The sequence below is a fragment of the Mycobacterium sp. NGS18 genome (assembly GCF_059813185.1).
In genome coordinates, this window is sequence record NZ_JCALEC010000005.1 from 245997 (window position 1) to 264507 (window position 18511).

Consider the following 18511-nt stretch of genomic DNA (forward strand, 5'->3'; position numbering starts at 1 on the left):
CATGGTCGAACCCGCCGCACGCGAAAGCATCATCACGGCGCTGAACTCCTGGGACCGCGATGCCGTCGCGACTCGGGTAACCGAAGCCGAGCAACTCCGCGCTCAGTTCGTGGAGCGCTTTCCACTCGACGGATGGTCAAACCTCGCGCTAAAGGACTACGCGCTCGGGCAGGGCAGCCAGGACAACGTCTCCTACTGGATGGAATACAAGACCACACCGATCGGCAGCATCAAAGGCGGCTCGGCCCACAAGCACCTTATTTTCAAGGCAAAAGACGGGTCATGGTCGTTCCCCAAGGATTACGCATCGGCAGATCAGGCGTGGGCGGCCATCCGAAGCGGCTTTTCTGAGATGCTTACCGCCGCATCAGACGGGAACTTCGACAGTGCGGACGATGTCACCGCACTCCTCAGTGCCCCTGCACTGCGCACCAAGTTGCTCTACATGTATTTCCCCAATGATCTGCTGCCAGTGTCCAGCAAAGATGATATCGACCATTTTCTGCGATCACTCGGTGAGCAGAAGTTGGCCTCGACCACAGTGCGGGCCAACCAGCAACTTCTCCACGAACTCCATGCCGTCCCAGAGCTTTCCGGACTATCAAGCCAAGAACTCGGCTTCTTCCTCTACCACTGGGCCAACCCACGTCCGTCACAGCGCATCGTGAAGATCGCCCCCGGTGAGTTGGCGAAGTACTGGCAGGACTGCGTCAACAACGGCTACATCTGCGTGGGTTGGGACGATGTCGGGGATCTGACCCAGTATGACACCAAAGATGCGTTCCGGGAAGTGTTCCGAAAACTCCACCCCTACAAAGGCTCTGAGTCTGCGGTTAGCCGCAAAGCCAACGAACTCTGGACTCTTCGCGAGCTGCAAGACGGCGACACCATCATCGCCAACCGCGGTACCGGCGAAGTGCTGGCAGTGGGCAGGGTCAACGACGTTGGCTATGTGTGGGACGACGAGCGGAATGAGTACAAACACACGGTCGGTGTCGACTGGGATACCTCGAAGGCCAGGCAGATCGAGCCGGTCAAGGCGTGGGCTACCACAACCGTGTCGAAGGTGTCAGCGGCCGTCTTCCGCCAGTTGTTCGGGACGGCGCCGACCGGGAAACCTAGTGCGGCTGACCAGAGCTATGTCGACTTGGAGAATTCCTTGAAACGACGTGGGCAGGTCATTCTTTGCGGCCCGCCCGGTACCGGAAAAACCTACATGGCCAAGCGTGCCGCGGTATGGCTGCTTGACGGCGGCAGCGGAAGCCAAGACGCCAACGCCCTCCTTGCCGACGACGACGCACTATCGGCCCGTGACAGAGCGTTGAGTAGACCTCCCGCCGATACAGAAAAGGCCGCCAGGCTGACACGTGTGACCTTCCACCCGTCATATACCTACGAGGACTTCCTCGAAGGCTTCCGGCCACGTGAATCCGACAGCGGCACCATGCAATTGGAATTGACCGACGGGATTTTCAAGCGGGTCTGCGCTACCGCTCACAACGATCCGACCCACACCTACGTGGTCTTGATTGACGAGATCAACCGCGGCAACATCCCGAAGATTTTCGGAGAGTTGATCACGCTCATCGAGAAGGACAAGCGAGGTCTCACCGTTCAGCTGCCACAAAGCGGTGACCCGTTTTCCGTGCCCGAGAATGTACACATCATCGGCACCATGAACACCGCGGACCGCAGCATCCACTTGCTGGACACCGCGCTCCGTCGACGGTTTCAGTTCATCGAACTGCTGCCCGAGAGTGAAAAACTCGAAGGTCAGCTCGTGGGCGGCCTCGATCTTGGCGCGTTCCTGGATGGGCTCAATGACCTGGTGCGGGACAGATTTGGCCGTGACAAGCAGATCGGCCATGCGCTGTTCTATCAGGACGGCAAGATCATCGAAACGCCCGAGGCCTTCGCGGCAGTGTTCCGCTACGAGCTGCTGCCGTTACTGCAGGAGTACCTGTACAACGATTACCACGCGCTGGGCGACATGCTCGGTTCGGTGATCGATACCAAGGCCGAGCGGGCAGCCGACATCGACCCGGATGGGTTGTGCGCCGAACTGGCCAACAAATTCGGTAGCAGCGCCTCAGCCTGATCATGATCGAGACAATCGAGCTCGGCGAGTACGAAACAAAAAGTGCTCGGGCTCAGCCAACTACGGACGACGAGCGACTAGCCGAAAGACTGTCGGCCCACGGCGACGCCCCGGCGCGGCTCGATGTACGGTGGCTCGCCAGCAACCGAGTTGAAATCACGGCATCGTCCTGGGTTGGTGTCGTGCGGTTCTCGGAGCTAAAGATTCGCGTCGTACCCAAGCTGGCTGGCGGGGCACTGCGCGTCCTGCAGATGATCGAATACGCAGACGGCGTCAGTTTGCTCACGCACCTGCCGCGTGACCAACAGCTGCCGGCCGACGGCAATGACTTGTTCGAACTCATTGTGATGGCACTGGTTCATGCGACCAGGTCCCTGATCCGCGATGGACTCATCCGCGACTACCGTCCGATCGACGACACCCTGACCGTCATGCGAGGCCGACTGCGGATGCGCGATCAGTTGCTCCGCCGCTACGGCAGTTTCCACCGGCTCGAATGCCACTTCGACGAGTACGACGGCGACATTCCGGAAAACCAGCTGCTGGCCGCTGCGCTCACTGCCGCTGCGGCGTGTGTTCAGAACTACGGGCTTCGTACCGACGCCCGCAACTTGGCCGCTCAGCTCGCCGACATCTGCGAGCCGCCCACCCGCGACCCGGACTGGTATTTCCAGCGGATCCACTACGGCCGCCGTAACGAGCGCTACCGGCCTGCTCACCAACTTGCCGGCCTGGTACTGAGCGGCCTCGCCCTTAACGACCTGGCCAGTCCCAGCTCTCAACGCGTCACGGCATTCATGCTGAACATGAACACACTTTTCGAACGCTTCGTTACCCGCCTGGTCGCCAACTCTCTTTACGGCAGTCGCCTCCACGTCGCCGCTCAGTCCAGCTTCGGGTCCGTCATCATCGATGAGGCGACCGGCGACACCTACAGTGAGGTCCGCCCGGACTTGGTTGTCATCGACACCGAATCCGGCGATAGAACTCCTGTCGACATCAAGTACAAGCTCTACGACGCCAAGAAACTCGGAACCGCCGACATCTATCAACTGTTCACGTACGCATACGCAATCGGCAGTGGTGAATACCCGAGGCAGGCCGGACTGATCTACGCCTCAATGACGAACACCACCGGGCCGGCGCTGAGGGTCAAGGCGGCAGCAGGGGCGACAGGTGCCCGGATTTGCGCGTTTGGGATTGATGTCCCGAGAATCCTCGACGCACTGAAAGAGGACGGCTACGAATCAGCGCACTCGACTGTACTCTTTATGGTCGAGCGACTGACCGACCTCACGCGCGCTAGCGTACCGACGCAATGCCCAGAGGCCACAACCGAATTGGTAAATGAGGAGGCTACATGACCACACCCCTTTCTGCTTGGATCTGTGACGCGTGCGGTAGCGACATCATCGATCCCGGCAAGGCGCTGGTCATCTGGCGTGTGGATGATGACGACCGCGGGCATGATTTCCGAATCGTCCACAAGAGCATGGAAGGGCGCAGCTGCGATCCGACCGCAGCTGCCGGCTTCCGGCAGAGCACCGAACTTTCGAGCTTCTTGGGCGCCGACGGTTTGGCCTATGCGTTGTCCCTGCTCAGCCTCGGTCCAATTAAGGGCAAGGCCCCCGTCCAGGTCGGCGACTTCGACGGATTTGTCGACTTGGTCCGACGTACTCAAACACCCTGGTACGAGGAGGCACGCCCGTTTTGGCGAACGGAGCACACGCAGCACTGGCTGGCAGACGCCAACCAGGTATACCCATACCTACCTAATGTCCTGGAGCGGATCGCGAAGCAGGAACTCGGGTAAGCCACGACGGACTGGGTCCATGAACAAGTGCGGGCTGCCCCACCTCGGAGTTCGAAGTACCTCCTACCTGAACGAAAACGGCGGCACCTCAGGTTGCGCAGCCCGGCCGTCGCGAACTCCGCGCACGGGAGTCTTGTCTTCGTGCCATGGTCACCGACGTCGCGGCCGCCGGCCGCGAACTGCTCATCCTCGAACAGGACGATTCCCTGTTGAGATGGGATCGACAGCGACTGGTCGAGATCACCCACGATGTCGGATGCCGCGATACTCTGCGCTACGAGTACCGCCGAGCGGAGCATGAACTGCTGCTGGCTATCCCCCGACGCGATTGCGTGGTGCTGGGCGCGTGATCGGCTGTGGCGCAACCGCATTCAACTGGTCGTGACGCAAGTCCCGGTGATCGTGATCTGACCCTTGCACAGCGCGAAGCCCGGCTCACCGACCGTCCGGACGGCTACCGGGCTCACTTCCTGAAGCTCAACGCAACAGGCTTCACCCAGTGTAACGGATCATCCGGTTGGACGTCGGCCATCGGTCACGCCAGCGGCTCCGGCTTTCTGATCAGGCCGGCGCCAGACTCCACCAACACCCCCGTCTCCACCGCCCTCTCCAACGCCTCCCCCAGCCTTCCCTCAATCCCCGCCGTCATCCGCTTACCACCGAACAGCCCCAGCGCTTCGCGCTTCAACTCCTCGGCCTCGATCCCCCCGGTCTGCCCGGCGACCACCAGCAGGGCGTTGCCGATCTCGATCAGACTCACTTCGTCGAGCGGGCGCACAACACCGTCGGCCGGGCAGCGCACCACCCGCCAGATCTCCGGGTCGACATCGACGGGCCAGTAGAAGCCCTCCCGGTCCGCGCGTCGCCGATAGTGCGAGGGCACCAGTTGGCGGATAGCCTTGCGGCGGCTCTCCGCGACCCGGTTCAGCCCGAACGCCCCGGCGACCAGCTTGGCGAGCCGGTCGGGGTGGATCGGCCCCTCGGCCGCGATCACCGCTTCAATGACGGTGCGCGCCTTCTGCTTTGCGTGCTGCATCGCAATGTCGTCCAGCACGCTGACATCGCCGGCCGGCGAGGACTCCCATTCGGCGAAGGTCTGCAGCATCGGGTGCCGCCTGGGTGCCGGCGCAACAAACGAAACAGGCGCCGAGCGCAGCGGCGCCAACTCCCGTGGCTCCTCCACCACCGGCTCGGGCACCGAAACCACCGGGGCGACTGGCTCCGGGACTACCTCAACCGGCGCCGCCTTGCGTTCCCGCGCCTCGTTCACCGCCCGCCGCAACCTCGCCACGGTCGCACCCCAGTCCTGCAACCATTCCGGCAGCCACACCCGCTCCACCGCCGGCCAGCCCAGCAGTCCGCTCAACACATCGACCGGCAAGCCATCGCGGTCGGCCACCGTCCTACGTGAATACCAGCTCGGCCCATCCAGCAGCACCGCCACCAGCGGCACATCGGGCGCGGAAGGATCGGAGATCACCAGGTCGACCCGAAACTCCGATAACCCGACGTCGGCGACCACCGGCAAGCCGGAAGACCGCAAGGCGGCAGCAATATCGTCGCGGTGGTAGTCGAACACCGGTTGGCGCCGGCCACCCCCGCTCAACGCATCGACCCCGCGGGCGGCCATCTCCAGGTAAGCCTTCAAATGCTTCGTGCCGACCTGGCTGGTCTCCTCGGCGCGCAGCGCCGCCGGGTCGAAGCTGGCGTACAGCACCACTTCCCGGCGGGCCCGGGTGATCGCGACATTCAACCGCCGCTCCCCGCCCGGCCGGGACAGCGGCCCGAAGTTCAGCGGCACCACACCTTTGTCGTTGGCGCTGAACGCCACCGAGAACAAGATGGTGTCGCGCTCGTCGCCCTGGACGTTCTCCAGGTTCTTCACGAACAGCCCGTCGGGCTCGTCGAGCGCGGCCACCAGCCGGTCGTCACCGGCGTCGCGCAGCAGGTTCTCGATGAAGTCGCGCTGCTGGGCGTTGAACGTGATCACCCCCAGCGACGGCGCCACAGAAGGCGACGCCGCAAACCGCGCTCGGATATCAGCGACGATCCGCTGCGCCTCGACGGCGTTGGTGCGCAGCGTTTTTCCCTTGCCGGAGCGCTCGAAGGTCCCGTCGACCCGCACCAGCGACACCCCGTGCCCGGAGCCACCGGCTTGCGGCGCCGGGAAGGAGGCCAGCCGGCCTTCGTAGTAGTGCTGGTTGGAGAACACGATCAGCGCCTCGTCTTGGCTGCGGTAATGCCAGGACAGCCATTGCCGCGGCACCTGGGATTGCACGCATTCGGTGAGAATCGACTCCTCGTCGACCACGTTGTCGGGCGCATAATCGTCCTCGTCGTCGGCGGCGCCGACTTCGGCGAAGCTGGTCGGCGGCATCTGCTTGCTGTCGCCGACCACCACCACCGACCTGGATCGGCCCATCGCGCCGACCGCGTCGGCCACCCGCACCTGGGAAGCCTCGTCGAACACCACGATGTCGAACAGCCCGGGCTTGGCCGGGAAGAACCGGGCCACCGAATCCGGGCTCATCAGGGTGCACGGCATGATCGCGGTGATCAGCTCACCGAAGTTGTCCAGCAGCGCCCGGATGCTCATGCCGCCGCGTTTGCGCTCGAGTTGCTTGCGCAGCCCGCCGACTTGCCCGCTCGCCGAGAACGCGTCGAACCGGCGCTCGCCCAGCAGCGCGGCCGGAATGGCCCGCGGCAACTCCTCGCGGATGGCGCGGGTGGCATCGGTGAACCGCTGGATGGTCTTGCCGTGAGCGGCCACGTCAAAGCCGGCCAGCGCATTGGCATCCAGGCGTTCGGTGACCGACACGGCCGCTACCCCGCGCTCGAAGCCTCGCGCGGTGTCCTCGGGTAGTACCCGCCCGGTCAGGATCGCCGTCCGTGCCGCGGTCATGCCGGCCGCCCGCAGCGGCTCCACATGGCCTAACAGACCTACCCAACTCTCCAGTGCCGCAGCGTTGTTCAGCCGTCGCGCACTGCGGCCGGCCCACCAGCGATCGAAGAACGCACCGTCGGCCCAATCCCGCTGGGCATCCAGCGTCACCCCGGTGGCCTGGCCGAGCCCGCTCCAGGCGGTCCCGAGCCGATCCAGCGGCTCGGCCAGCGCCCCGACGGGGGTGCTTGTGTAGAAGTCGCGCAGGTCGGCGACGTGCGGGCCGGCGGCGCTCAGAGCCGCCGCCAACCAGACCAGCCAGTCCAGGCCGACCCGCAGCTGCGCGGCGGTCTCGGGAATCAGCGGGTTCCAGTCGCCGTCGAGCAGGGTGACCGGCAGCCGGGACACCCGCCGGCGCAGATCGCTGACCAGCGCGTGGGTTTCGGCCATCGCCGCAGTACCGGTCGACAGACCCTTGAGGTCGATGCTCGCCTCGTCGACGACCAGCACGTCGGCCAGTTGCGCCAGCACCGCGCGGCGGCGTTTCTTGCGCCCGAAGAACCCCGACTCATCGGCGGCCAGCGCGGCGGCGTGGATCGCCGGCATGCCCAGGTCCATCGCCTGCGGGCCGGCGGTGTCCAGCCAGCCCGGGCGCTGCGCCGACAACCCGGCCACCAACTGCCCCAGCGCGACCAGTTCGGCAGCCCAAGCGGGCGTGTTCAAGGCGTCGATACCGGCCAGCGGATACCGCGGCGCGCCCGCCAGCCGTGCCCACTCCGACAGCGCGGCCGGCGCACCGGCCCGGTCGAGCTGCGCCAGCCCCACCCCGTGAGGCTGCCCGTCCGCAAGCAACGCGGCCAGTGCAGCATCGAATTCGACTGCGGCCCGGTAAGTTCCGGCGGTATCAGCCGGGACGGCATCCAGGAATCCCCACGGGTGATCGGCGCCGGGTCGGGCCAGTTCGGCCACCGCCGGCAGCGCCCGCAGCAACTCCCCGATCTGCGTCATCGTCGCCGGGCTCGCCGCGGCGACCAGTTCGCGCGGCACCTCCAGGGCGGCGACGTCCTGGTCGGCGGCGAGCTCTTTGGAGCGCGCGGTGTAGGCCGACAGCCCGGCGGCGTTTTCGGCGTGCAGCCGCTCGGCGTAGCGGGCCAACGTGGTGCGCGCCGCCGCGGCGATCTGTTGGTTGGTGCGCAGCCGTTCGCTGTCGGCGGTGACCCGCAGTTCCAGTGCGGTCTTGATCTGTTCGCGCACCGCGGCCGGGCGAGCGGATTTGTCGTGCAGGTTCAGCGACAGCTCACCCAGCCCGACGGCGTCCAGCCGCTTTTTGACCACGTCGAGGGCGGCCTTCTTCTCCGCGACGAACAGCACCTTGCGTCCGGAGGCCATGGCGTGGGCCAGCAGGTTGGTGATGGTCTGCGATTTGCCCGTTCCCGGCGGGCCTTCCAGCACGAAGGTGCGTCCGGTGACCGCTTCGGCGATCGCCTGCAGCTGCGAGGAGTCCGCCGGCACCGGCATGTGGGGCCGCAGTTCGTTCAGGTCGACACCATCAGGTGCCGGCACCGGGTCGGTGTAGGCGGCCAGCGGGGTGTCGATCAGGTGGCGGACCAGACTGTTGTCGGCCAGCGCCGCCCACGATTCGTCGAGGTCCTTCCAGAGCGGGAATTTCGCGAACTGCAGGATCGCCAACTGCGCGCTTTGCTCGACGCGGAACGGCAGGCCGGCGGTGTTGATCGCCCGACGTACGGCGTCGAACGTGCCGGCCAGGTCGATGCCGGAGGCGTCCTCGGCGGGGTTGGCCAGCTCGGGGATCTCCAAACCGAAACTGACCCGCAGCTTTTCGATCAGGCAGTAGTTCGGGGTGGACACGCCGGCCTCGTCGATGGACAGCACGTAGCGGTCACCGCGGTTGGTGGTGGACAGGTTCACCGGGACCAGCACCACCGGGGAGCGCAACTCGCGATCACCGAAGCGCCAGTTGAGCATCCCGAACGCCAGGTAGAGATTGTTGGCGCCGGTCTCCTGCGTGATGGTCTTGGCTTTGTAGGCCAGGTTGCGTAGCCGGGATTTGTAGGCCGCGGCGGTGACGTCGAGGTAGGCGCTGTGTTTGTCGGCCAGCAGCAGCGTGCGCTCATCCTCGGGCAGCTCACGGCCGTAGCGGATGCCTCGCGCCGCATCGACCTGGCTGACTTCGTCGGAGGCGAGCAGCTTGATGCGGGCGCCGGCGTTGATGTCGTCTTCGAAGCGGGCCAGCGCCGGGCCGGGTATCGCCAGCGCGAAGCCGGCCCGCTCGGTGTAGTTGATCAGCCGGTTACGCAGGCTCAAGTCCAGCAGCGCGTTCTTCCACTGCCGCACCCGTTCCGGCACGGCCGCTTGCGGCGTCTGTTGGACCGTCTCGGGGCGCACGTACGGGGCGATCGTCGGGCCGACGCCCGGCTGGTATTCGGTGACGGTGATGTTGCCGTCCCGGTCGGTGGCGTGGCTGGGCAGCGGGTAGATCCGGGCGGCGCGGGCCTGGCGAATGTCGGTGATGCCGAGGATGTTCGACAGATCCGCAGACAGGTGCTTGGCTCGCGGGGTGGCGGTCGCGGCGCTGAAGTCGGCGGCTTGCGCCCCACCGGTGAGCATGGTGGTTTCCACGAGTCTGATCTGATCCAGGTCGACTAGGTTCACCACGTCGATGGCCTCGGTGGTCGACACAGTGGGCAGTGCGGAGTCCATTCGCCAATAGCCGAGGAACGCATGCCCATGGACCACCCAGATCGTCGAGTTGATCCCGGCCTGCTCCAGCACGGCGGCCATCGTCAGGGTGGTGTCCAGACAGGTGCCGAGCCGGCCCTCGAGCACCTCCGCGGGTGTGCGGACCTTCTGCCCCTCCAAACCCCAGCTGGCCGGCGGTTCGGCGTAGCGCACGTCGCTGTCGCGGATGGTCTCGAACACCGCCTGGGCGATAGCGTCAACCCGGGCCGGGTCATCGCTTTGGTACCCGTTGAGCGCCGAGTTTCCGGTGAGCGCCTGCAGCCGGTCGGAGACCTTGAGCATCAGTGCGTTGACGGCGGCGGCGTTGGGTTGGACGTGGGCTGCCAGCATCTCCAGGGCCAGCTGCAGCGGGCGGGCCTTCCATTGGTTGCCGGCCAGGATCGTGACGTCCTTTTCGGCCTCGGCGCGCACGGCGCCGTGGGCGTCGCGCAGCACGGCGCGGATGGTGCCCGGCCGCGGCTCGTCGACGGCGAGCATCGAGGCCGGGTCGAGCAGCAGGGCGACCTCGCGCAGGATGGTGGGCGCGTGGGCGGCCAGATCCAGGTGAATCTCTTTTGGGCCGCCGTGTGAGCCGTCGGCGCTCATGACTTCGAGGTGGATTACCGCGCCGCGGAGTTCGTCGCCGGCGTTGTCGACGGCGATGTGGTCGATCACCGGGATGCGGCAGTGCGCCATCGGGTAGCTCAGGTCGGAGACCGCGTGGATCTCGATGCGGGGCGATGCGACCGGTGCTGGGGCTTCGGCGAGCGGTCCAGCGCCGGCTAGCTCCGGCTTGGCGTGCCTGCCATAGGGCACCTGATTCGGCTGTGGGCTGTGGTCGGCATCGGTCACCGCGGGCTCCTAAGGCAAGGCGTCACCGACGACGCCGGTGTCGCATTGCCGAGCAGCTTAGAGGGAGGTGCCGACAGGGGCTCGACAGCCTTACATGCGCGTCAGCGGCCTAGATGTTCCGGCCGGCATTTCGCGACCCGACCGGACTTCCCGTGTCCCCGGCCCTACGTACACTCAGCGAAAACCCACTCCCGGAGGTTCCCCGTGACTGACGACGACGTCGCCGGCCTGCCCGCCACTGTCACTCCCGGCGAGGTCGTCGTGATGGAGCAACCGGAGGGCTTGCTTGTCGGCGGCGACCCGGAGGCCGTGGAGGCCTACTTGGAGCGGCTGCGCGAATCTGCCGGTAAGGCGGTCCAGGTCGCCGGTCTCGACAAGGCGGCACTGACCAACGCCGCCGGATTGGGCGTTGGTGTCGCCGCAGTGCTGCAGCAGGCCGGGAAGTTCGTGCAACTGCATCCGGACAGCCTGGCAGCGATCCAGCGCGGCAACCTGATTCCGGGAACCGACGGTTTCTTCCGAATGATGACCCGCGGCGCCGACAGCAAGTTCACCGAGCAACTGCAGTGGCGGCCTGCGATGTTGGACCCGCAGCAGTTGGCGTCGCTGCAGATGATCGGGGTGCAGGTCGCACTCAAGGCCGCTATCGCCGACGTCAGCGACTCGATCCACCGAGTGGAGAGCAAGGTCGGAGCCATCCTTCAGTTGGCTCAGGCCGACCGTGCCGGGGACGTCCTCGCTGACAATCTCACCATCACCCGGCAACTGTCCTACCTGGAGAAAAACGGATCGCTGCCTGACGCTTACTGGGATGCCATCGCAGGCTTAGGTCCGTCTCTGAACGCCACTACTGAGCGGCTGCGCAACCATGCCCGGCGTGTTCTGGAAACCTTGGACCCGACGTTGTCGATACAGGACCGGGCGAACAGGATGCGGGCCGCCATCGCCGACAGTTTCATTGGCGAGACGTTGAGTCTGCTTGTGGTGGCCGAGGAGTCCCTGTACAAGTGGCAGCGGCTGCGCCTGGCCCGGGTCGAGGCCACCGAGCCGAACCATCTGCCGCAGGTACTCGAGCACACCCGTGAACTACTGGCCTACCAGCTGGCCGAGGACGGCAAGCTCTATCAGAAGGCACACGAGGTGGTCGATGCGATCGCAAAAACCGAGGCGCTCGACGGCTTTCGGTTCTGGGCGGTAGATCAACTTGCCGCCGACCGCGACGCCCTGCGAACTGAGCTGGACAACTTCGCCAGCGCGCGCCACCACCAGGTCGACGGCTGGAAGGACATGGAGACCCCGGGCGTCCGTGAGGCCGTCGATGCCGCGGTGGAGATAGCCAAGCCCGTCGCCGAAAAAGCCATTGCGGCTGCCGGTCGGGGACTGTCCAACATCCGGGGCTTCATGACGCAGCGGTTCAACCAGCAGACACCGGTGGTCAACGACGCACCGCCGACAAGGCCGGAGGCCGATCGGTGACCGCGATGTGGATGGTGCGCAGCGACGGCGGCCTGCGCTATGACGATTTCCGCGACCGCAGCGCAGCCGGCATCGGGTTTCGGCCGATCGCCGCGCTCGCCAAGCCCGGCGTCGACCGCAAAACGCTGGCAAAGGCCTACCGGGAGGCAGAGCCGGGTATCAAAGAAAAGGCGGCGGTGGTCAGCGCCGCGCAGGTGTACCGGTTCGTCAACGAAGTCGCCACCAACGACTGGGTAATCACCTATTCGCCGGACAACCGCACCTACCTGGTCGGTGCCGTTACCGGACCGGCGGAGCTCCACGAGGATTGGGCCGATCAGGGTATGGGCTTGGCCCGGTCCATCACCTGGCAGACCGTCGAGTTGAACCGCGACGACCTGAGCCCGGCGGCGAAGAACAGCCTGGGCTCAACGCTGACGGTCTTTCAACTTCCGGAGGCGGTGCGCACCGAGGTATTGAGCCTGCTACACGGCACCGCGGCACCGCCCCCGGTAGACGACGGCGTCGAGCCAGACGATCCGCTGCGTGACTTCCCTGCATTGGCGTTCGAGCAGATCAAGGACCGGGTCAACGCCCTGGACTGGTCGCAGATGCAGGACCTGGTGGCCGGGATTCTGCGGGCGATGGGCTACAAGACCCAAGTCTCCCCGCCCGGATCGGATCTGGGTCGCGACATTCTGGCCTCGCCGGACGGTTTCGGCTTCGAACGGCCCCGGATCGTCGTCGAGGTCAAACACCGCAAGGGACAGATGGGAAGCAAGGACATTCGCGGATTCCTAGGCGGTCGACACCCCGAGGACCGCGGTCTCTACGTGAGTACTGGCGGTTTCACCAAGGACGCCCGCTATGAGGCCGACCGCTCGACGGTGCCGCTGGCACTGTGGACGCTGCAGGAGTTGACCAAGGCACTAGTCGACAACTACGAAAAGGCCGACGCGACGACTCGTAGCTTGATCACGCTGCGACCGCTGTACGTGCCGGTCGAAGTCGGCTGACAGGCCACCAGGCCCGCGCTGAACCCTCGACAGCAAGTTCCTACAAACGGATGGCCATTGGGCCGCACCTCGCCTCAAGTTGTCGCTCATAGCCGGGCACAACACCCACACCCTTCCCCCGGTGACGCATGGGGCAGATGGGATTCATCCAGCACAGTGACGTGCTCGGACCGGGGCGAGTTTTACGCTCATCGCCGTCGCCATCATCCCCAGCAAAAAGTGACGCCACTGCCGAAGCCGCCGATGTGTTTCACGGCACGGACCGCGCGTCACCTGGGTTTATGCGCAGCGGAAACCGGGAATGCTGCGAACCAACGCTTATTAGCCCCTCTTCCACAGAAAGCGGGGTAACGCCATGATTGCCCTCGGAGTGCTCCTCATCATTCTCGGCCTTGTTTTGCCCGCTCTCATACCGACCTTCGCCTACGCCCACCTCATGGTGGTGGTCGGGGCCATTCTCCTCATCGTCGGCCTCGTGCTGAAGCTGGCCGGACGGATGGGCAGCCCGGTGGGCGGTCGACGTCATTACTACTGACCGCCGACTCATCTGCCCGCAACGCAAAGGAAACCGCAATGAGTAACAGCACCATCATTCTCATCGTTGTCGTCGCGATCGTGGCCGTCCTGGTCCTGATCGCTTTGGCCTTCATCGGACGCAACAAGCGCACCGAGCGGCGTCGCCGCCAGGCCGGGGAGATCCGCGAAAAAGCCGCCGAGCAGGCTCACGAGGTGGGACAGCGCGAAGCCCACGCCGAGCAGATCGCGGCCAAGAGCCGCGCCATGCGAGCCGAATCCGAAGCGCTAGCAGCACAAGCGGAGAACCTGGAACACCAGGCGCACCAACACCGCAGTGATGCGGCCACCGCGCGCAGCGAATTGGACTCCGAATACCAACGCGCCGACAAGCTCGATCCCGGCGCACCCACGTCCGACACCCCACCGACCCGGTAACCGGGCCGGAACGGGCGTGATCGGCATCGCCGATCACGCCCCGTACCCTTACCAGGCGTGACCGGCATCGACCCGCAGAATCTCGCCACCTGCCTGCAGGTCCTCGCCCAGGTCGACGCGCTGCCACCCGAGCACCCCGACGCCGTCACCGTCCGCCGCGCCACCGCGCGGATGTTCAAGGCGCTCAAGAAGGAGCGCCGAACCGCCCGGCGCGACGCGGTGGCCGCCGCCGACAAGGCCGTCATCGCCGCCACCGCCACCGGCGCCCCGGGCCGCATCGACGACGAGACCCAAGGCATCCCACTGGTATCGGCCACCAAGGGCGCATCGGCGGGCACCCTGATCCGCTCGCGGCCGTGCTACATCTGCAAAACCCACTACACGCAGGTCGACGCGTTCTATCACCAGCTGTGCCCGGACTGCGCCACCCTGAGCCGGGCCAAACGTGACGCCCGCACCGACCTGACCGGCCGCCGCGCCCTGCTCACCGGCGGGCGCGCCAAAATCGGCATGTACATCGCGCTGCGCCTGCTGCGCGACGGCGCCCACACCACCATCACCACCCGCTTCCCCAACGATGCGGTGCGCCGCTTCGCCGCGATGCCCGATCATGCCGACTGGCTGCACCGCCTACGGGTGGTGGGCATCGACCTGCGCGACCCCGCCCAGGTCGTTGCGCTGGCCGACACGGTGGCCGACCAGGGCCCGCTGGACATCCTGATCAACAACGCCGCGCAGACGGTGCGCCGCGCCCCCGGCTCGTATGCCGCCCTGGTTGAGGCCGAGCGCACCCCGGCAGCCGAGCTCGTCGACGTCATCACGTTCGACCACGTAAGCGACGCGCACCCGGCCGCGCTGGCCGGCAGCCTCGCCGAACACCAGCAGGCGCACGCGCTGACCGAACTGGCCCTGACCGCCCGCAGCGCCTCCCCGGCCCGCATCGCCGCCGGCACCGCGATCGACGCCGGCGGGCTGCTGCCCGACACCGCCGCGACCAACAGCTGGACCCAACGGGTGCACGAGGTCGACGCCCTGGAGCTGCTCGAGGTGCAACTGTGCAACCAGACCGCACCGTTCATCCTGGTCAGTCGGCTGCGCCCGGCGATGGCGGCATCGGCGGCCCGTCGTAAATATGTGGTGAACGTGTCGGCCATGGAGGGCCAATTCAGCCGCCGCTACAAGGGCGCCGGGCATCCGCACACCAACATGGCCAAAGCCGCGCTGAACATGCTCACCCGCACCAGCGCCGCGGAGATGCTCGAGACCGACGGGATCCTGATGACCGCGGTGGACACCGGCTGGATCACCGACGAGCGTCCGCACCCCACCAAGCTGCGGTTGGCCGAGGAGGGGTTTCACGCGCCGCTGGATCTGGTCGACGGCGCCGCCCGGGTGTATGACCCGATCGTGCGCGGGGAGGCCGGCGAGGATCTGTTCGGGTGTTTCCTCAAGGATTACGCGCCGAGCAATTGGTAGCGCAGCCGGAAACATTCGTCGTACCCCTGACATAGCGTTCGGACTGTGAAACCCGCCGCGCGACCGCCGGACTCCGGGCCGATCTGGGGCTTGCTCTTCTGGTTGTTGGTACTGGGGCTGGTCATCAAGTTCGTCTGGTGGATCGCCGCGGCCGCGGTGATCGCCGCGCTGTTCTTCGTCATTCGGGCGATCGTCCGGAAAGTCCACGACCGGCAGCAATCCGCCGCGCGACTCGACGCAGACGTCGCCCGCCGCGCCGACGATCAGCACAACTGGGCGCTCCTCGGCGACAGCATGGGTGTCTACGGCCCCGACGGTGACGCGCTCATGCGGTCGATCGCCCCGCCACTGCGCCTACCTCGCCCACCGCTGGCCGACGACCCTCCTGTGGCCACCGTCGCGTACGGCAAAAAGACCCTCGACACGCTGCTGGCCGACCGGCCGCGCGGCTGGCACTTGGCGGTGTTCTGCTCGGTGCTGGTGCAGCGGCGGGCGGCGGTGAAGTGGCGGCTGGACGACCTGACCCGGACCTTCCCGCCACCGAACAAGAGGCGCCTGCGCGGCCGCGCGCGGGTGGGAAAGCTGGTGGCGGGCTGCTTCAACGAACTGTGCGAGCTCACCACGGAAGTCAACGAGTTCATGCTGACGCCGGCGTTCCTGGGCATGTTCGGTGATCCCGCCGACGAGGCCACCGCCGATGCCGACGCGATTCTGCAGGCGGCGCACCGGGTGATGGATTCTTACGACCGGTTCCTCGAGCTGGCCGAGCGCTGCTACTACCGCACCGCCGACGGGCGATACGGCGACCTGATCTACCGCTGCCGGGACCTGACGGATATCCCGCTGCGCAACTACCACCGCTTCATCGACGACTTCGTCACGCTGGTCGACGGACTGCCGGAGTTACTGCACTTCGCCGATGCCAGCGTTCCCGGCGGCGTCGTCGAGGCCGGGCCGGTCACGCTGAACCTAGAGCTCGACCATCAGCTCGTCGAGCAGATAGTCCGACGGCTCAGGTCGCTGCACCGCGCCGAGCGTTTCGCCCAGCTCACCGGCCGGTTGTTCGATCCGTATTAAGTTGACAAGCTTGACGCTATGAACTTGACGCAGTTGACGTAGCATGGATGACGAGCCCAACCGTAACGGGAGGTGACCCGCGATGAGCGATCTTGCCGCCTTTGAGCAACAAGTGATGCGGCTGGTCAGCCAGAAGGTGCACGCACGGCTGACGAAGGCCGGTGAAGCGCAGCTCAGCCCGGACGCCTTCGGCGACCCCGAACGCGTCGCGGACGCCATGGTCGCCGCCCTGCCCCTCGGGCACGTTTTCGACGACATCTCGGGACCGTTCTACGACACCAGCGGCTTGATCCGCTGGTTGGGCATCTCGCGCCAAGCCCTGCACCAGAAGGTGGCCCGGCACGCAGTGCTGGCCTGCCCGCTCGACGACGGAGGCGTCGTCTATCCGACCTGGCAATTCTTCGCTCACGGCGCAACCATCCCGTCGATGGCCGAAGTGCTCAACTGCCTGGCGGCCGGTACCGATGACCCCTGGATGATCGCGTTGTGGATGCGTGCACCCAGCGACCATCTCGCCGGCGCCTCCCCCAGTGACTGGCTGCGCAGCGGCGGTGACCCCGAGCGGGTGCTGGCCATGGCCCGCCAGACAGTGTCGGGCTGGGCCGCGTGAGTGGTTCGCGTCAACGCCTCGCACTCGGCTCACCGCCGGCCGATCTCTCCGGCTTCCCTCGCTCACGCCTGCTGCCCACCGCGATCTTGCACCGCGCCCACACCGTCGGGAACCCGCCCTGGTGGTTTTCCTCGGACCTATCGGGACGCTTCGATCTGATCCGGCCCAACGGGACGTGTTATCTGGCCGCCGACCTTGGCACCGCGCTGCGGGAACGGTTCGGACACGACCTGATCCGACAGGGGGTGGTCACCTTCCAGGCGGCCGCTCGCACGCAAGTATCGACCCTGAAGGTTCCGTCCCAGCGCTGGCTGGCGAACACCTGCACGACGGCAGCGGCAGCCTTCGGGATGACCCGCGAGATCGGGACCTGCCCGTCGTACGACATCCCGCAGTTGTGGGCAGCGGCCTGGTTCGCCGGCGGCCGGCACAGCGGTATCCGCTACCAGACCCGATTCAGCACTGGCGCAAAGCCCAACGCGGTGGCGCTGTTCGGCACTGCCGGGCAACATGATAGGCGCACCGACCCCAATCCGGTTCCCGGGGTCCAGGCGTGCGCACAAGTCGGCGTCGCCGTGGCTCACCGGCCCACCCGCCGCCAGATACGCATCGTCGCGCCGCCGGCGCCGCAATGAAACCGCCCGCCTCGTGCCGGGAGCACAGCTGATGGCTGCCTCCGGAAAACGTCCCCTCAGCGCCCTGATCACCCGGGTGGCTATCGCGGTCGTCGTCGCAGCGGTCATGGTGGCCACGATCTGGGTCAACCACACCCACCCGGTGCGCCACCCCATCCTCATGCCGACCGCCAAGGCCCTCGGTCCCGGGATCGGCATCAACGTCACCCCGGCCGACGGCTCCGACAACATCAGCTGCACCGCCGGGTTCCTGGTGCGCACCAAAGACGACCAGCCCGGGCTGCTATCGGCCGGGCACTGCAACAAACCCGGCGGGCCCGGGAAGGTGGCCGTGCACCACGGCGGCCTCTACAAATATCCGGTGGTCGGCACCTTCACCGAAAGCGTCTACGACGGCAACGACTGGAACGACTACGACATCGCGCTGATCACCCTGGACCATCCCGGCAAGATCCCGCTGACCGCGGAGATCGACGGACACCCGGTGACCGGCCTGGCCGAGAACGTCCAAATCGGCGATCTGCTTTGCCATTTCGGGATCCGCAGCGGCGGCGCGATATGCGGGCCGGTGGTCGCCAGCGAGGAGAACAAGGTCCGGTTCACCGCCACCGGCATCTGCGGCGACTCCGGCGGCCCGGTGTACCGCATCCAGCCCGACGGCAGCGCCGAAGCGGTCGGGATCTTCACCGCGGTGTCCAACGGGGATTACTCCGAGCCCAAATGCGACGGACCGCACGAGTACTCCGTCGCGCAGACGATCAAGCCGTGGCTCGCGGCGTGGGAGCTGACGCTGGTCACCGCGACGCCGTAGAAACTAGCGGCACGGTCAAAGACTGAGCTGCCCCTACCGCCGCCAGCCCGCGCGGCCCACACTGGGAACACGGATCGCGACGCGGCGGGAACCAGCT

General features: G+C 66.3%; 14 protein-coding genes. 13 read left to right on the top strand and 1 reads right to left on the bottom strand.

All coding sequences use genetic code 11. The features are described 5' to 3' along the window. Position 1: 1 nt before the first annotated feature. The 4 genes from AC5Y31_RS12430 (at position 2) to AC5Y31_RS12445 (ending at position 4261) form a co-directional block, all read left to right on the top strand. A complete protein-coding gene (locus tag AC5Y31_RS12430) occupies positions 2-2098 on the top strand; it encodes an McrB family protein (RefSeq protein WP_499980643.1) in 2097 nt (698 codons plus the stop codon). A 2-nt stretch (positions 2099-2100) separates the two neighbouring features. Then, positions 2101-3462: an McrC family protein gene (locus AC5Y31_RS12435; protein WP_499980644.1), complete on the top strand. Its 1362-nt coding sequence runs from the start codon at positions 2101-2103 to the stop codon at positions 3460-3462. Beyond that, entirely contained in the window at positions 3459-3911 is a 453-nt protein-coding gene (locus AC5Y31_RS12440) for a hypothetical protein (RefSeq protein WP_499980645.1), read from the top strand. Before AC5Y31_RS12435 ends, AC5Y31_RS12440 begins: the two co-directional genes overlap by 4 nt. A 146-nt stretch (positions 3912-4057) precedes the next feature. Then, positions 4058-4261 carry a hypothetical protein gene (locus AC5Y31_RS12445; protein ID WP_499980646.1) on the top strand — a complete coding sequence of 68 codons (204 nt, stop codon included), beginning with the start codon at positions 4058-4060 and terminating at the stop codon, positions 4259-4261. Positions 4262-4446: 185 nt separating this feature from the next. On the opposite strand, the gene proA is transcribed toward AC5Y31_RS12445, so the two are convergent. Then, positions 4447-10383, bottom strand: a complete 5937-nt coding sequence (gene proA / locus AC5Y31_RS12450; RefSeq protein ID WP_499980648.1) for an anti-phage protein ProA — start codon at positions 10381-10383, stop codon at positions 4447-4449. A gap of 204 nt (positions 10384-10587) precedes the next feature. Here proA and AC5Y31_RS12455 point away from each other — a divergent pair, with 204 nt between their 5' ends. From AC5Y31_RS12455 to AC5Y31_RS12495, 9 genes are all read left to right on the top strand, one after another. Next, entirely contained in the window at positions 10588-11859 is a 1272-nt protein-coding gene (locus AC5Y31_RS12455; RefSeq protein ID WP_499980650.1) for a hypothetical protein, read from the top strand. 5 nt (positions 11860-11864) lie between these two features. Further along, the gene (locus AC5Y31_RS12460) at positions 11865-12854 is read left to right on the top strand and encodes a restriction endonuclease (RefSeq protein WP_499980794.1); all 990 of its coding nucleotides are present in this window, start codon (positions 11865-11867) and stop codon (positions 12852-12854) included. A 355-nt stretch (positions 12855-13209) separates the two neighbouring features. After that, positions 13210-13389, top strand: a complete 180-nt coding sequence (locus tag AC5Y31_RS12465) for a DUF6131 family protein (protein ID WP_499980652.1) — start codon at positions 13210-13212, stop codon at positions 13387-13389. A gap of 38 nt (positions 13390-13427) precedes the next feature. Then, complete coding sequence (locus AC5Y31_RS12470) at positions 13428-13805, top strand: hypothetical protein (protein WP_499980654.1); 378 nt, start codon at positions 13428-13430, stop codon at positions 13803-13805. Positions 13806-13862: 57 nt separating this feature from the next. Next, entirely contained in the window at positions 13863-15281 is a 1419-nt protein-coding gene (locus AC5Y31_RS12475; protein WP_499980656.1) for an SDR family NAD(P)-dependent oxidoreductase, read from the top strand. A gap of 45 nt (positions 15282-15326) precedes the next feature. Then, the gene (locus AC5Y31_RS12480; protein ID WP_499980658.1) at positions 15327-16358 is read left to right on the top strand and encodes a hypothetical protein; all 1032 of its coding nucleotides are present in this window, start codon (positions 15327-15329) and stop codon (positions 16356-16358) included. A gap of 82 nt (positions 16359-16440) precedes the next feature. Then, positions 16441-16968, top strand: coding sequence for a hypothetical protein (locus tag AC5Y31_RS12485; RefSeq protein WP_499980659.1), 528 nt, complete (start codon positions 16441-16443; stop codon positions 16966-16968). Then, a complete protein-coding gene (locus AC5Y31_RS12490) occupies positions 16965-17603 on the top strand; it encodes an RES family NAD+ phosphorylase (RefSeq protein WP_499980660.1) in 639 nt (212 codons plus the stop codon). Before AC5Y31_RS12485 ends, AC5Y31_RS12490 begins: the two co-directional genes overlap by 4 nt. Before the next feature lie 31 nt (positions 17604-17634). Then, entirely contained in the window at positions 17635-18414 is a 780-nt protein-coding gene (locus AC5Y31_RS12495) for a S1 family peptidase (protein ID WP_499980661.1), read from the top strand. The last annotated feature ends 97 nt before the right edge of the window (positions 18415-18511 follow it).